12 protein-coding genes are annotated in these 15863 nt (G+C 69.7%); 5 read left to right on the top strand and 7 right to left on the bottom strand.

All coding sequences use genetic code 11. The features are described from left to right. Window positions 1-279: 279 nt before the first annotated feature. Window positions 280-2391: a M13 family metallopeptidase gene (locus AC3A57_RS21355; RefSeq protein WP_487580733.1), complete on the bottom strand. Its 2112-nt coding sequence runs from the start codon at window positions 2389-2391 to the stop codon at window positions 280-282. A 291-nt stretch (window positions 2392-2682) separates the two neighbouring features. Here AC3A57_RS21355 and AC3A57_RS21350 point away from each other — a divergent pair, with 291 nt between their 5' ends. Beyond that, entirely contained in the window at window positions 2683-4056 is a 1374-nt protein-coding gene (locus tag AC3A57_RS21350) for an MBL fold metallo-hydrolase (protein WP_487580732.1), read from the top strand. Window positions 4057-4066: 10 nt separating this feature from the next. Here the strand turns inward: AC3A57_RS21350 and AC3A57_RS21345 are convergent, their stop codons facing one another. After that, entirely contained in the window at window positions 4067-5599 is a 1533-nt protein-coding gene (locus AC3A57_RS21345; RefSeq protein WP_487580731.1) for a BCCT family transporter, read from the bottom strand. 424 nt (window positions 5600-6023) lie between these two features. Here AC3A57_RS21345 and AC3A57_RS21340 point away from each other — a divergent pair, with 424 nt between their 5' ends. Beyond that, entirely contained in the window at window positions 6024-6479 is a 456-nt protein-coding gene (locus tag AC3A57_RS21340) for a pentapeptide repeat-containing protein (RefSeq protein WP_487580730.1), read from the top strand. On the opposite strand, the gene AC3A57_RS21335 is transcribed toward AC3A57_RS21340, so the two are convergent. The 5 genes from AC3A57_RS21335 to AC3A57_RS21315 form a co-directional block, all read right to left on the bottom strand. Next, window positions 6404-6565 carry a hypothetical protein gene (locus tag AC3A57_RS21335; protein WP_487580746.1) on the bottom strand — a complete coding sequence of 54 codons (162 nt, stop codon included), beginning with the start codon at window positions 6563-6565 and terminating at the stop codon, window positions 6404-6406. The two genes, AC3A57_RS21340 and AC3A57_RS21335, sit on opposite strands and share 76 nt — an antisense overlap. 62 nt (window positions 6566-6627) lie before the next feature. Then, on the bottom strand, window positions 6628-7269 hold the full coding sequence (locus AC3A57_RS21330) for a DUF4142 domain-containing protein (protein WP_487580729.1): 642 nt from the start codon (window positions 7267-7269) through the stop codon (window positions 6628-6630). A gap of 190 nt (window positions 7270-7459) precedes the next feature. Beyond that, window positions 7460-8659: a low temperature requirement protein A gene (locus tag AC3A57_RS21325; RefSeq protein ID WP_487580728.1), complete on the bottom strand. Its 1200-nt coding sequence runs from the start codon at window positions 8657-8659 to the stop codon at window positions 7460-7462. Between the two features lie 43 nt (window positions 8660-8702). Beyond that, complete coding sequence (locus AC3A57_RS21320; protein WP_487580727.1) at window positions 8703-8975, bottom strand: hypothetical protein; 273 nt, start codon at window positions 8973-8975, stop codon at window positions 8703-8705. 169 nt (window positions 8976-9144) lie between these two features. After that, a complete protein-coding gene (locus tag AC3A57_RS21315) occupies window positions 9145-9918 on the bottom strand; it encodes an SDR family oxidoreductase (protein WP_487580726.1) in 774 nt (257 codons plus the stop codon). Between the two features lie 111 nt (window positions 9919-10029). Between AC3A57_RS21315 and AC3A57_RS21310 the strand changes: the two genes are divergently transcribed. The 3 genes from AC3A57_RS21310 (at window position 10030) to AC3A57_RS21300 (ending at window position 15623) form a co-directional block, all read left to right on the top strand. Further along, on the top strand, window positions 10030-10980 hold the full coding sequence (locus tag AC3A57_RS21310) for a helix-turn-helix transcriptional regulator (protein ID WP_487580725.1): 951 nt from the start codon (window positions 10030-10032) through the stop codon (window positions 10978-10980). Window positions 10981-11143: 163 nt separating this feature from the next. After that, window positions 11144-12040, top strand: coding sequence for an ABC transporter ATP-binding protein (locus AC3A57_RS21305; RefSeq protein WP_487580724.1), 897 nt, complete (start codon window positions 11144-11146; stop codon window positions 12038-12040). Window positions 12041-12053: 13 nt separating this feature from the next. Next, complete coding sequence (locus tag AC3A57_RS21300; RefSeq protein WP_487580723.1) at window positions 12054-15623, top strand: ABC transporter permease/M1 family aminopeptidase; 3570 nt, start codon at window positions 12054-12056, stop codon at window positions 15621-15623. The last annotated feature ends 240 nt before the right edge of the window (window positions 15624-15863 follow it).

The following is a 15863-nucleotide window of genomic DNA, read 5'->3' as shown; positions in this document are numbered from 1 at the left end:
GGGCGAGTTTAACAATCCGGCGTGGGAAGGCGATGAACGGGTTGTGGGACGGGATTCGGGATTCGGGTTTCGGGGTGGGCCCGTTGTGCTGCGATCGCAGGTCGCGGCCGGCGTCCCCGAACTCCGGACTCCGGACTCCGGACTCCGAAACCCGAAACCCGAGTCCCGAGTCCCGAGTCCCGAAAAAACGAAAGCCCGGGAATCCCGGGCTCTCGCCTCAGCTCGAGTGGCTAGGGGACGCAGGGTTCAAGCCCGGCTTGACCCCTGCATCCCTGTGCATCACCAGATCACGACCTGCTTGTCGCCCTCGCGGACCATCGGCTGGCCCGGCTTGCACGAGAACGCCGCGGCGAAGGCCGGCAGGTTCGACGGCGCGCCGATCGCGCGGAAGTTGGCCAGCGCGTGCTCGTCGGTCTGCAGGCGCACTTCCATTTCCTTCTCGGTGAAGTTGCGGCGCCACACCGTGGCCCAGTTGAGGAAGAAGCGCTGGTCGCGGGTCAGGCCGTCGGTCTTCGGGTCCGGGGTGTCGCCCGCGGCCTTCTTCATCGCGTCGTAGGCCGTGGCCAGGCCGCCCAGGTCGGCGATGTTCTCGCCGAGGGTGTGCTTGCCGTTGACGAACTTGCCCGGCGCCGCCTCGTAGCCGTTGAACTGGGCGATCAGCTTGTCGGTCAGGCCGGAGAAGGCCTTGGCGTCGCTCGGCGCCCACCACACTTCCATGTTGCCGGTCGGTCCGAAGCGCGAGCCCTGGTCGTCGTAGCCGTGGGTCATCTCGTGGCCGATCACCGCGCCGATGCCGCCGTAGTTGGTGGCGTCGTCGGCCTTCGGGTCGAAGAACGGCGGCTGCAGGATCGCGGCCGGGAACACGATCTCGTTCTGCAGCGGGTTGTAGTAGGCGTTGACCATCTGCGGCGGCATGCCCCACTCGGTCTTGTCGACCGGCTTGCCGACCTTGCTCAGGTTCCACTTGTAGTTGAACTCGTTGGCCGCCTTGACGTTGGCGTAGTAACTGTCGCGGCTGGTGTTCAGGCCGGTCCAGTCGCGCCACTTGTCCGGGTAGCCGATCTTCGGGGTGAAGCTGGCCCACTTCTCCAGCGCCTTCTTCTTGGTGTCGGCGCTCATCCAGGCCAGGTTCTCGATCCGGACCTTGAGCGCCTCGCTGAGGTTCTTGACCAGGGTCTGCATGCGCTCCTTGGACTCGGGCGAGAACGCGACCTTGACGTACATCTGGCCCAGCGCTTCGCCGGCCTGGCCCTCGATGGTGTCGAGCACGCGCTTGCCGCGTTCCTTCAGCTCCTTCTGGCCGCGCAGTTCGTGGTTGTAGAAGTTGAAGTTCTCCTGCACGAAGGCGTCCGACAGGTACGGCGAGGCGCCGTCGATGGCGTGGAAGCGCAGGTAGGCCTTCCACTGGTCGGCCGGAACCTCGCCGATCATCTTGCTGACTTCCTGGTGGAACGCCGGCACCGCCAGCGAGAACATCTTCGGCAGGGCCACGCCCTGCGATTCGAAGAACTTGGTCCAGGAGAAGTTCGGGGTCAGCTTGTCGGCGTCGGCCGGGCTGACCGGGTTGTAGTACAGCGAGACGTCGCGCGAGAGTTGTTCGCGCGACTTGGAGACCTTGGCCAGGCGGGTCTCGAACGCGACCACGTCCTTGGCCTGCTTGGCCGCGTCGGCCGCCGGCGTGCCGCCGAGCTCGAGCACCTTGGCGATGTGAGCCTCGTACTTGGCCAGCTTGTCCTTGTGCTTGGCGTCGAAGTAGTACGGCGTGTCCGGCAGGCCCAGGCCGCCCTGCGCGGCGTAGGCGATGTTGTTGGCCGAATCCTTGAAGTCGGCCTCGGCGCCGAAGCCGAACAGCGGGTTGTCGCCGGTCGCGGCGGAGGCGCGCAGGTACTCGGCGATCTTCTCCGGGCTGTCGATGGCGTCGATCTTGGCCAGGTCGCCCTTCAGCGGCTCCAGGCCCTGGGCGTTGATCTTGGCGGTGTCCATGCCGGTCGCCCACAGGTCGCCGACGATCTTTTCCACGCCGGTGGCCTTGGCGTCGGCCGCGGCCTGCTCGGCGATCTGGCGCTGCACCGCGGTCGAGCGCTCGTCGAGCATTTCGAACGCGCCCCAGGAGGTGCGGTCGCCCGGGATGGCGTTGGCGGCCAGCCACTTGCCGTTGACGTAGCCGCCGAAGTCGGTGCAGGCGTCCTTGCTGGTGTCCAGGTCGGACAGGGCGAAGCGGTTGACCGGCGGCAGCTTGCTCTCGTCGAGCTTGAGTCCGGTGGCCTCGGCCGGCTTGGCGGCGGTGTCGGCCGGCGCGGTCGGGGCAGGGGTTTCCTGCTTGCCGCAGGCGGCCACGGCCGTGGCGATGGCGAGGGACAGCAACAGGACTTGCGGTTTCTTGAGGGTCACAGCGGGCTCCGGCCGGAAAGGCGTTGGCGTGAAAGCGTTGGGGTGGACGCTGGTGGAAAAGGAAAGCGGGATTGTCGCGGATTCGGGGCCGTATGTGCCGTCGGGCCCGGGACACGGCCGGACGATAGTCCCGTTCCGGCGCCGCGAAGGGTGTCGAAGGTCATGTCGGGGGGCGCGGGCTCGTTCAGCTTTGCCCGGTTTGCGCTTCGGCTGTGCACCGGCCCGCGACCGGCCCGGCACCGCGCGCGTGCTAGCGTTCGGGCTTTCCACGGCAGGCGGGGCGATCCAGCGATGCAAGTCCATTTCCACGGCGCGGCGGGCGAAGTCACCGGTTCCCTGCACGAGGTCCACGCCGCCGGCCGGCGCATCCTGCTCGACTGCGGGATGATCCAGGGCAGCCCCGAGGCCGAGCGGCGCAACTTCGATCCGTTCGGTTTCGAGCCGGCCGCGCTGGACGCGCTGGTGATCAGCCACGCCCACATCGACCACATCGGCCGGGTGCCGCTGCTGGTGCGGCGCGGTTTCCGCGGGCCGATCTATGCCCAGGCCGCGACCGCCGAGCTGATGCGGATCATGCTGCTCGACGCGGCCTCGATTTCCGAAAGCGACGCCGAGCGCAGCAACCGCCGCCGCCGCGAGGGCGAGGCGGAGACCACGCCGCTGTACACCGGCGACGACGTCGAGGCCTGCCTGCGCCAGGTGCGTACGCTGGCCTATGACGCGCGCGAGACGATCCTGCCCGGGGTGGAGATCGCCTTCCGCGAGGCCGGCCACATCCTCGGCTCGTCGGCGCTCGAGCTGTGGGCCGATGGGCGCAAGCTGGTGTTCTCCGGCGACCTCGGACCCAAGGGCACGCCGATCCTGCGCGACCCGGCGCCGATCGACGCGGCCGACCTGGTGCTGATGGAATCGACTTACGGCGACCGCCTGCACAAGGACCGCGCCGAGACCATCCTCGAACTCGGCCGGGTGCTCGACGCGGCCTGGAACGACGGCGGCAACGTGCTGATCCCCGCGTTCGCGGTCGGCCGCAGCCAGGAACTGCTGTACTGGTTCGCCAAGTACTGGGACGAATGGCAACTGGCGCGCTGGCGGATCTTCGTCGACAGCCCGATGGCGGCCAAGGTGGTCGAGGTCTACGACCGCCACGCCGAACTGTTCGACGAGGACGCGGCGCGGGTCTGGCAGGACCGGCCCAACCCCTTCCGCCTGCCCAACCTGCAGTTCACCCAGACCTCCGAAGAGTCGATGGCGATCAACCGCATCGAGCGCGGCGCGATAGTCATAGCCGGCTCGGGCATGGCCAATGCCGGGCGCATCCTCCATCACTTCAAGCACAACCTGGGCAAGCCGCAGACCCGTGTGGTGTTCGTCGGCTACCAGGCCGAAGGCACGATCGGCCGGCGCCTGGTCGACGGCGCGCAATGGGTGCGCATCCACGGCCGCGACGTGCGCGCGCTGGCCCAGCGCCACACCATCGGCGGCCTGTCGGCGCATACCGACCAGCGCGGCCTGATCGAGTGGTACGGCAACATCGCCGGCCATCCGCCGCTGGCCCTGGTGCACGGCGAGGACCAGGCGCGCGAGGCCTTGGCGGGGGAGATCGGCGAGCGTTACGGGGTAGAGGTGGTGTTGGCGCGGCCGGGGATGAGCTTGACGGTCTGAGGGACGCCGTTCAGTCCGCCGCCTCGCGCGCCAGCCAGCGCTGCATCGCGTGTCGCTGGCGGGCTTCGAAGCGTTGCCGCTCGCGATGCTCTCGATCCAGCGCCCGGTACAGCGCGACCAGCACCAGCACCAGCAGCAGGGCGAACGGCAGCGCGGCGACGATGATCAGGCCCTGCAGCGCATCGAGCCCGCCGGCGAGCAGCAGGGCGACGGCGATCAGCGCCTGCACCGCGCCCCAGAGCGCGCGCCGCGACAGCGGCGGATCGGCGCGGTCCTGGCTGGACATGCTGGCCAGGACCAGGGTCGCCGAGTCGGCCGAGGTGACGAAGAACATCATCAGCAGCGCGATCGCGGCGATCGCCGTCACCCGCGCCGCCGGCAAGTGTTCGAGCATGGCGAAGAGCACCTGTTCGTAGCCCTGCGAGAGCGCGCCGGCCAGGTCGGCGCCGGCGAACATCTGCGCCCACAGCGCGCTGCCGCCGAAGCTCGAGAACCACAGGAAACTCATCAGCGCCGGCGCCAGCACCACGCCGAACACGAACTCGCGCACCCGCCGGCCGCGCGAGATGCGGGCGATGAAACTACCCACGAAGGGCGCCCAGGCGATCCACCACGCCCAGTAGAAGATCGTCCACTCGCCGACCCAGGGGTCGCGCGAGAACGGCGCCATGCGCAGGCTCATGTTCGGCAACTGGTTGATGTAGCTGCCCAGGGTGGTGGTGAAGGTTTCGAACACGAAGCCGGTCGGCCCGCACACCAGGACGAAGGCCAGCAGGGCCGCGGCCAGGGCCAGGTTGAGGTTGGACATCCACTTGATGCCGCGGTGCAGGCCGGTCAGCGACGAGGCCATGTACAGCACGAAGGCGACCGCGACCACGCACAGCTGCAGTGCGGGCGTCTGGCTCAGGCCGAACACGCGGGCCAGCCCGGCGGAGATCTGGATGGTGCCGAAGCCCAGGGTGGTGGCGACCCCTATCGCGGTGGCGACCACCGCGGCGATGTCGACCGCCGGGCCCGCCCAGCGCCGGTGCCGGATCGGAATCACCGGCTCCAGCAGGTCGCTGACCTGGCCGCGGCCGCGGCGGTTGAACTGGAACCAGGCCATCGCCAGGCCGACCAGCGCGTACACCGCCCATGGATGCAGGCCCCAGTGGAAGAACGCGTAGCGCATCGACGCGCGCGCCGCTTCCTGGCTCTGCGGCGCCAGGCCCTCGGGCGGATGCAGGTAGTGCGACAGCGGCTCGGCCGCGCCCCAGAACACCAGGCCGATGCCCATGCCGGCGGCGAACAGCATCGACAGCCAGCTCAGGCGCGAAAACTCGGGTTCGGCGTCGTCGCCGCCGATGCGCAGCTGGGCGAAGCGGCCGAAACACAGGTAGAGCAGGAACAGCAGAACGGCGAACACGATCAGCAGATACAGCCAGCCGGCATGGGCCAGGGTCGGGGCAAGGACGGACCGGATCGATGCGTTGAACGCGTCCGGAGCCAGTACCCCGGCGGCGACCAGGAGGGCGAGCAGGACGATCGAAACGCGGAAGACCATGGATACTCCTGTCGGGGGCGCGGACGCGTTGCGGTCGGCGCGCGACCGCTTGCGCGCGGGACGCGCAGGAAGGCGGCGCAGCGGCGCGGCGCGCGGGCATTCGATGGGGCCTGCCAGGCAGGCGTGGCGTGGTTCGGCTTGCGCCCGAGGGCAGCGGCGCTCAGCGGCGCGCGCACGCGCAAGGCGCGAACGAGTCAACGGCGCCGGCAGGCGCGCGATACTGGGCGGGAAGTCCGGTCGCGAGCCATGGCCGTAGCGGTGACGGCGCAAGCGGAGCAGCGCTCCGGTGCGGTGGACGCGGCGATTGTAACAGCTGCGTCGCGATCGGCCTTCACGTGATCTTGCGGCGCAGCGAGTATCCGCGGCTGCAGCGCAAGACCGGGAGCGCTGCGGCAAGTGGGTGCGGCGCTGAGCGGCGACTGCGATGCGCGAACCGTCGGCGCGCATGCGCATCGGCCTGCCTTCGCCGAGATGCTGGCTTGCGAGGCGCGCGCGGACAAACGCGGTCGAAGGGCGCCGACTGCCGATCCGCTGGGTTCCGAGGCCCGCTCCAGCCGAGCAGGCAAGATCGTTCCCGCGAAAGCGGACCCCAGGACTTCACCGAAGAATCAGCCCGAAGCCTGGGTCCTGCCTGCGCGGGAACGATGCCCTGCAAGTCCGACGGCCAGAAGTTCGAGGGGCGGACTTTCGAGGGGCGGACGTTCGAGGAGCGGACGTTCGAGGAGCGGACGTTCGAGGAGCCGACGTTCGAAGCTGGACGTTAGAGGGCGTAACATCCAGGCTGCGATACTCGCCTGGCCCGATCTATCCGCCGGCGCTGAGGTCCGGGTCATCGCCCTCCGGATCGCGTTCTCCGCGCGGCGCCTGCTGCCCCGGCTGATCGCTGCGATCCTCCGGTTTGCGCAGTTCGCCGCGCTCGTGATCGACTTCTTCGTCCCGCGGGCGGTCGTTACGCAGCTTGCTCATACAGACCTCGTGTTCGGACCTCGTGTTCGGACCTCGAGCGGTATCGAAGGCGACGCGTGGGCTCAGTCCTGCGGCAGCTTGCGCGCCTTGTCCAGGTGCATGGCCACGTGTTCGCGGGTTTCGCGCAGATGCGCTTTGACCGGTTCGCCGGTCGCGGCCGGCATCAGCGTGTTGTCGATCTGCTCCAGCGCATCCTGATGGCCCTTGACCATCGCCGCGACATAGGCCTTGCGGTAGTCGTCGCCGGCCTTGGCGCCGAGCGCGTCGAGTTCGGCCTTGCCCTTGTCCTTCATCGCCTGGACGTCGCCGCCTTCGGCCGGCGTGCCCAGGGTCCGGGTCTTGGCCTGGTTGGCGCCGTGTTCCTTCTCCATCAGGTTGGCGAACTCCAGCACCGCGCCGCTCACGCCTTTCTGCTGGGCCTGGCGCGCAGCCGCGATTTCGTGTTCGTTGAGCGCGGTCAGCAGGCCCAGGGCCAGCGGGTCGCCTTGCGCGGCATCCGTCGCCGGCATCGGCGCGGCGGCGTCGGCCGGCGGCTGGCCGACGGCGTCGGCGCTCGGCGTGGCTGCGGCCGGCGCGTCGGTAGCGGCCGGAGCCGGGCCGGCGGCGGCATCGGCGGCGTGATCGGCCGGGCGATCGGGATCGTTGCGCGGATTGTTGCAGCCGCTCGCGGCGGCGAGGGCGAGGAGCAGGACGAACGTTCTCATGGCGACTTCCTCTGCGGACAGGACCCCCTGAGCGTCGCAGATTCCATGCCAGCGCCGGCGCAGCGGCGATCACGCGCTTGCGCGCGGCGCAATGGGCGCAGATTGCGCGCGGACGGAAAATCTTGCCGGCGCGATGCGCTGCCAGTGCCGCATTCAGGGGTTGAGCAAGAGGGCGTGACGCCGCCTTCGCTCAGTGCGTCGGCGCGATCGCGCGGCCGCGCCGCACGGCCAGGGTTTCCCAACCGGCGACCAGGATGAAGACTGCGGTGGTCGTCGCGCCCAAAGCCAGGCCCGACAGGTGCAGCGGCGCGGCGGCGAGCCCGAGCGCGGCCAGCAGGGCCAGGCCGGCCAGATGCGACAAGGGCGGAAACCGGCGCGTGTTGGTGACCCATTTGAACAGCGCGCAGCCCAGCAGGTACAGCGCCGGGCCGCCGACGATCGCGGCGATGCCGGCCGCGTCGGCATGATCGGGATGCACCAGCACCAGTTCGTCGGCGACCGCGCACACGACGATGCCGCCGACGATCAGCAGATGCAGGTAGGTATAGGCCAGGCGCGCCTGGCGCGCGCTGTCGCCGCCGTGGACGATGCGGTGTTCGCCGCGCGCCGCGCCACTGTCGAAGTAGATCCACCACATCGCCACGCTGCCGAGGAAGGCGATGCAGAACGCGGCGACGGTGGCCGGGTTCCAGTCCAGCCGGGCGAAGGTGGCGCCGGTGATCAGGATCGATTCGCCCAGGGCGATGATGATGAACAAGCCGCAGCGTTCGGACAGATGCCCGCCTTCCACGTCCCAGTCGGACAGGCTCGACCTGCCCAGGCCGGGCACGCGGAAATACGAGACCGGGCCGAGGTATTCGATCGCGACCGCGCCCAGCCACCAGTACAGCCGCGGTTCCGGCTCGGCCAGGCCGCCGCCGATCCACAACAGCCCCGACAGCGACAACCAGACCAGGATGCGCAGGAAGTTGCGGAAATTGCCGGGGCTGCGCCCGCCGCGCAGCGCCCACAGCATGAACGCGGTGCGCCCGACCTGCATCGCCGCGAACACCGCGCCGAAGGCCAGGCCGCGCGCGCCGAAGGCCTGCGGCAGCGACGCGGACAGCAACAGTCCGCCGAGCATCAGGCCGAAGATCATCAGCCGCACCGGGATCTTCTCCGGGTCCAGCCAGTTGGTCACCCACGAGGTGTAGATCCACAGCCACCACACCGCCAGGAACAGCAGGCCGGCGCGCAGCGCGCCGGCGCCGCCGAGGTGTTCGAGCAGGGTGTGCGAAAGCTGGGTGACCGCGAACACGAACACCAGATCGAAGAACAACTCGCTGAAGCCGACCTTGGCGTGGCCGTCTTCGCGCGAGCGCAGCAGGGTGGGGCGTGGGTGGGCGGTCATCGGCGCGTGCGGTGGCGGTAAGGGCGCTGGCGTTGCGCAGGGCTCAACGGCGGGACAGCTTCCACCACAGGGCCAGCGCCGCCAGCGCGGGCACCGAGAATACCAGCAGGAAGATCGGCAGTTCCTCGGCGACGCCGTAGCCGGCGCGATTCACGCCGACCCAGAGATTGACGCCGGCGCCGATCAGCCACAGCGGCACGAACGCCGCCGCCGCCTTGCGCAGCGGGGCCGGCCCGGGGCCGGCGCTCAGCCGCGCGATCAGCAGACACAGGCCGAGCAGGGCGAAGCCGGCGAGCAGGACCAGGACCGTATGCATGATGTTCCCCCTGCGAAGCGCGGACGGGAGGCGAACCCGGCCGTTCCGCGCATGGTTGGCGGCGACGCGTGCAGGCGACGTGCAGGCGCGCGGCGCCCCGGCCAAGGGCCGCTGCGAACGCCGGACCGGCCGCAGGCATCGACCGCGGCGCGCGTCCTGGTCGGCGCGGTCAGCGCGTGGTGTAGCCGCCGTTGGCGAAGATGGTCTGGCCGGTGATCCACCAGCCCTCGCCGACCAGGAAGCGGACCAGCGGGGCGATGTCCTGGATCTCGGTCAGGCCGCTCTTGGTCCGGCCGCTGAGCGCCGCGGCGGTGGCGTGGTAGGCCGCCGACTCCTGCGATTCGGCCGGGTAGAAGAACGGCGTGTCCATCGGCCCGGGGCCGACCGCGTTGACCGAGATGCCGCGCGCGCCGAACTCCTTGGACGCGGCGCGGGTGAAGTGCTCGATCGGCGCCTTGCTGCCCGGATAGACGGCGTAGTAGGGCGTGTACGCGGCCAGCAACGAACTGACGATGGTGCAGATATTGCCGTCGTCGGCGAGCTTCTTGCCGGCTTCCTGGATGAAGAAGAACGCGGCCTTGGCATTGACCGCGAACATCCGGTCGTACTCGGCCTCGCTGACCTCGACCAGCGGCTTCTTGATCACCATGCCGGTGGTGTTGATGGCGATGTCGATCTTGCCGAACCGTGCCAGCGCGGCGTCGAACAGGGCGGCCACCGCGTCCGGCCGGGTCAGGTCGCCCTGGTGGGCGAAGGCCTCGGCGCCGGCGCCGCGGACCGCGGCCACGGTCTCCTCGGCGGCGGCGCGGGTGGCGTCGGAGTTGTAGTGGACGGCGATGCCGGCGGCGCCGGCCTGGGCGAGATCGCGCGAGATCAGGCCGCCGAGGTTCTTGGCGCCGCCGCCGATGACGACGGTCTTGCCGTGGAGGGAGCGGTTGGGCATGGATGGACTCCGTTGCGGGCTGGGGCAAGGCGCGGGGCGGGGCCGCCGCGTGTTGACACGAATGTGATTGGTGTCATGTTTAGCTCGCCCCGGGCCCGCTGCGCTTCCACGATGTCCGAGCCGCTATCAACATCTCCGCCGCCCATCGCGGCCGACCCCGGCGCCCGCGGCGACGCCGCGCTGGCCGCGGCCGCGGTGCGCGACTGGACCGGCGCGCGCCGGCTGGCGTTCAACCGCGAACTGAGCCTGGCGCCGGGGCTGGAGTTCGCCTTCGCCGCCGAAAGCATCGCCGAGCCGACCCAGTGGCGGCTGCAGCACGACCGCCATACCCTGATCGTCCACCTCGACGGGGCGATGCGGCGCCTGGACACGCGCATCGAGGGCGCCGGCCGGCTGCGCCTGCCGCCCGCGCCCGGCGACCTGTGGCTGATCCCGGCCGGGCGCGAGTATCGAGGCGAAGCCCTCGGCGGACAGATCGCCTACGCCGAACTCACCATCGACCCGGCGCGGTTCGCCCCCTGCCGCACGGCGGCGGCCGGACTGGGCGCGCGGATGAAGCAGCGCGACCCGTTCGTGCACGGCCTGGCCGCGCGCCTGGCCGGACTCAGCGGCGCCGGCGACGACCTGGCCGCGATGCTGCGCGAGGCCTTGGGCCAGGCCCTGGGCCTGCACCTGTTGCGCGAATACGGATCGAGGCCGGGGCCGGAACCGGCGGCGCGGGCCGCGCCGCCGGCGCAGCTGACGCCGCTGCAGCGCCGGCGCATCGAGGACTACATCCAGGCGCAGTTGGATCGACCGATCCGGCTGGCCGCGCTGGCCGAGATCGCCGGGCTCAGCGTGCACCGCCTGCTGATCGCGTTCCGCGCCGCGTTCGGCGCGACCCCGATCCAGTACGTGCTCGGCGAACGCCTGCGCCGCGCTTGCCTGCGCCTGCGCGACGGCGATCAGGACATCGCCACGATCGCGCTGGAGACCGGCTTCGCCAGCCACAGCCACTTGTCGGCGGCGTTCAAGAAGCGCTACGGCGTCTCGCCGCGCGAGTACCGCGGCAGCGCCGGTTAGTCGCTCGGGTCACATCCGCCCCCTGCCATCGGTCACCTAGACCATTCGGCCATGGGGGCGGCGCGCGTCGCCGCTAGCATCCAGGTCGGAACGTCCGCGCGCGCCGCGGACCGCCATTCGCGGCCGCCGGCCGCGCCCGACGGGCAACGACAGGGACCGAGCGATGCTGACCATCCGCGATCTGACCAAGACCTACGCCAACGGCGTGCGCGCCCTCGACGGCATCAGCCTGGAGATTCCGCGCGGCATGTTCGGCCTGCTCGGCCCCAACGGCGCCGGCAAGTCCTCGCTGATGCGCACCCTGGCGACCTTGCAGGATGCCGACGCCGGCAGCGCCACGCTCGAGGGCGCCGACGGCAAGCCGATCGACGTGCTGCGCGACAAGGACACCGTGCGCCGCCAGTTGGGCTATCTGCCGCAGGATTTCGGCGTCTACCCGAAGGTCAGCGCCGAGGACCTGCTCGAGCACTTCGCCGTGCTCAAGGGCCTGAGCCAGCGCAAGCAGCGGCGCGAGGTGGTCGACGGCCTGCTGCACCAGGTCAACTTGTGGGGCGCGCGCAAGCAGAAGCTCGGCACCTATTCGGGCGGCATGCGCCAGCGCTTCGGCATCGCCCAGGCCCTGCTCGGCCAGCCGCGGCTGGTGATCGTCGACGAGCCCACCGCCGGCCTGGACCCGGAGGAACGCAACCGCTTCCTCAACCTGCTGGCCGAGATCGGCGAGCAGGTCGCGGTGATCCTGTCGACCCATATCGTCGAGGACGTGACCGACCTGTGCCCGACCATGGCGATCGTCAACAAGGGCAAGGTGCTGCTGACCGGCGAACCGGCCGCGGCGATCGACGCGCTGCGCGCGCAGGTCTGGCGCAAGCAGGTGACCAAGGCCGAGCTGCCCAGCTACGAGACCCGTTTCACCGTGTTGTCGACCCGCCTGGTCGGCGGCCAGCCGGTGATCCACGTGTTCAGCGCCGACGCCCCGGAGCCGGGTTTCGAGCCGGTCGAGCCGGACCTGGAAGACGTCTACTTCCAGCGCCTGCGCCAGCACTCGCGCGTCGCGGCCTGAGCGGAGCGCGCCCATGATCCGGGAATTCTTCCGTTTCGAGTTGCGCCAGCAACTGCGCTCGCCGCTGTTGTGGCTGTTTGCGGCGGTGTACGGCCTGCTCGCCTTCGCCCTGACCAGCAGCGAGGCGGTGCAGATGGGCGGCGCGGTCGGCAACGTCGACCGCAACGCGCCGGTGGTGATCGTCAACCTGCTGGGCAACTTCAGCGTGGTCGGGCTGTTCGCGATCATGGTGTTCATCGCCGGCGCGTTGTTGCGCGATTTCGAACTCGGCACCGCGGACCTGTTCTTCGCCGCGCCGATGCGCAAGCGCGATTACCTGATCGGACGCCTAGCCGCGGCCCTGGCCGGTTGCCTGGTGCTGTACCTGCTGGTGGCGGTGGGCGCGATGCTCGGGCCGCTGATGCCCTGGGTCGACCCGGAGCGGGTCGGCGCGTTCTCGCTGCGTCCCTACCTGTGGGGTTTCGCGGTGTTCGTGCTGCCGAACCTGATCGTCTGCGGCGCCTTGCTGACCCTGCTGGCGCTGACCACGCGCAAGCTGCTGGTCGTGTACCTGGGCGCGATGGGATTCTTCCTGCTCAGCAGCATCGCCGGCGTGCTGATGCGCGACCTGCAGAACGAGTGGCTGGCGACCCTGCTCGATCCGTTCGGCACCACCGCGTTCGGCCGCAGCATCCGCTACTGGTCGGCCGACGAATACAACCGCGCCCTGCCGGCGGTCGACGGCTTCCTGCTGGCCAACCGGCTGCTGTGGAGCGCGCTGGGCCTGGCGGTGATCGGCTTCGCCTTCGCCTTGTTCAAGCCGATGCGCGCCGGCACCGGCAAGCCGCGCTGGTGGCAACGCCGCCGCGCCGCCGCGGCCGCGCCGGCAGCGCCGCCGCTGGTGCTGTCCAAGGTCGCGCCGCGGTTCGACGCCGGCGCGCGCCGCAGCCAGTTCTGGCACAGCTTGCGCATGGACCTGCTCGGAGTGTTCCGCAGCGTGCCGTTCCTGGTGATGCTGGCGTTCGCGCTGCTGAACTTCCTCGGTTCGGTCAGCGTCATGCAGAGCATGTTCGGCACCAAGACCTACCCGACCACCGCGTTGATGCTGGAGGCGCTGCAGGGCTCCTACAGTTACATGTTGATCTTCGTGGTCCTGTACTACGCCGGCGAGCTCGTGTTCCGCGAGCGCAGCGTGCGCCTGGCCGAGGTGGTCGACGCGATGCCGGTGCCCAACGGGCTGCCCCTGGCGAGCAAGTTCGTCTGCCTGATCGCGGTGATCGCCAGCTTCCAGGCGGTCGGCGCGGTCGCGGCGATGGGCTTCCAGCTGGTCAACGGCTACACCGCGCTCGAGCCGGCGTTGTACCTGCAGAAACTGCTGCTGGACTCGACTCCGTTCGTGATGATGGGCGGGCTGGCGCTGGCGATGCAGGTGCTGACCAACAACCGCTACGCCGGCTACGGCGTGGTGATCCTGGTGATGCTGTTGAAGATCGGGATGCGCTACCTGGATCTGGAGCACAACCTGTACAACTACGGTCGCGCCCCGAGCGTGCCGTATTCGGACTTGAACGGGTTCGGCCATTTCCTCGCCGCACGGCTGTGGTTCACCGGCTACTGGGGCCTGTTCCTGCTCGCCCTGCTGTTGCTGGCGGCGGCGTTCTGGGTGCGCGGCGTGGTGCCGGGCTGGCGCGGCCGCACGGCGGTGGCGCGCGAACGCCTGCGCGGCCGTCCCGGTCTGGTCCTGGCCGCGGTCGCGGCGTGCTGGGTCGCCACCGGCGCCTTCATTTTCTGGAACACCAACGTACTCAACCGCTACCAGCCGTCCGACCTGGCGATGGACGAGCAGGCCGAGTACGAGACCCGCTACCGCCGCTACAAGGACTTGCCGCAGCCGCGCATCCTCGCGGTCGACAATCGGGTCGATCTGCAGCCCGAGCGGCTGGCGGTGACCGTGACCGGCCGCTACCGCATCGCCAACCCGCACCCGGCGCCGATCGCCGAGCTGCACGTCAGCTACTCGCCGCAGGCGCGGATCGAACGGATGGAGTTCGGCGGCGCTAAGCTGGTCAGCGACGACCGCCGCATCGGCTATCGCATCTACCGCCTCGACCGGCCGATGCAGCCCGGCGAACAGCGCAATTTCGACTTCCGCCAGAGCTACGCCCAGCGCGGCTTCGCCAACGAACCTGGCGAGACCTCGATCGTCGAGAACGGCAGCTTCTTCAACTCCAACGAGCTGCCGCACTTCGGCTACGACCAGGACGGCCAACTGGACGACCGCAACGAGCGCCGCAAGCGCGGCCTCGGCGAGCTGCCGCGGATGGCCAAGCTGGAGGACCAGGCCGCGCGCGCCAACCACTACATCGCCACCGACGCCGACTGGATCGCGTTCAAGACCACGGTGTGCACCGCGCCGGACCAGATCGCCCTGGCCCCGGGCTACCTGCAGCGCGAGTACCGCCGCGACGGCCGGCGCTGCTTCGACTACGCGATGGACCGGCCGATGATGCCGTTCTACGCCTACCTGTCGGCGCGCTGGGCGGTGCGTCGGGTCGAGCACAAGGGCGTGGCGATCGAGATCTACTACGACCCCCGGCATGCCTTCAACGTCGAGCGGATGATCGACGCCTCGCGCAAGTCGCTGGACTATTTCCAGGCCAACTTCAGCCCGTACCAGCATCGTCAGGTGCGGATCCTGGAGTTCCCCGGCTACGAACGCTTCGCCCAGAGCTTCGCCAACACCATCCCGTTCTCCGAATCGATCGGCTTCATCGCCGACCTGCGCGACCCGGACGAGATCGACTACGTGTTCTACGTCACCGCGCACGAGATCGCGCACCAGTGGTGGGCGCACCAGGTCATCGGCGCCGCCACCCAGGGCTCGACCGTGCTGTCGGAGTCGTTGTCGCAGTATTCGGCGCTGATGGTGATGGAGAAGGAGTACGGGCGGGCCAAGATGCGCCGGTTCCTGAAGTACGAGCTGGACGAGTACCTGTCGGGGCGCGGCGGCGAGCGGGTCGAGGAACTGCCGCTGGCGCGGGTCGAGAACCAGCCCTACGTCCACTACCGCAAGGGCTCGCTGGTGTTCTACCGGCTGCGCGAGGAGCTCGGCGAGGCGGCGGTGAACCGCGCCCTGCAGCGCTTCCTGCGCGACAAGGCCTACCAGGCGCCGCCGTACACCAACTCGGCCGAACTGCTGAGCTATCTGCGCGCGGAGGCCAAGCCGGACCAGCAGGGCCTGATCGAGGACTTGTTCGAGAAGATCAGCTTCTACGACAACCGGGTGGTCGAGGCCAGCGCCAAGCGCCGCGCAGACGGCAAGTACGAAGTGACGATGCGGCTGCATGCGGCCAAGCGTTACGCCGACGGCAAGGGCAAGGAGAGCCCGGGCAAGATGGACGATTGGATCGAGATCGGCGTGTTCGCGCGCGGCCCCTCGGGCGACGAGAGCGACGAGAAGCCGTTGTGGCTGGAGCGCCGGCGCATCACCGAGGCCGAGCCGAAGCTGACCGTGGTGGTCGACGAGGCGCCATACGAGGTCGGCTTCGATCCGTACAACAAGCTGATCGACCGGGTGCCGGCGGATAATCGCAAGCAGTTGTGAGCAGGCCGGGGCAGGCGGCGCGGCGAGCCCGCCTGCCTGCGCTGTGATCGGATTCGCCGCGATCACGACCGCGGCACGACCCGGGTACGCCTCAACACGCCCCTCGCACCACTCTTACGCCCCCACCCGAAGCCTCCCCCCTTTGAAAAAGGGGGCAGGGGGGATTTGCTCTTGCTGTCGCTTACGAGCGCGCAGGGCGATCGTATCGTCCGGCGGGAAAAGCAAATCCCCCTAGCCCGC

The sequence above is a fragment of the Lysobacter sp. Soil_C_15 genome (assembly GCF_057657315.1).
This window is presented reverse-complemented; position numbering and strand designations above follow the sequence as displayed.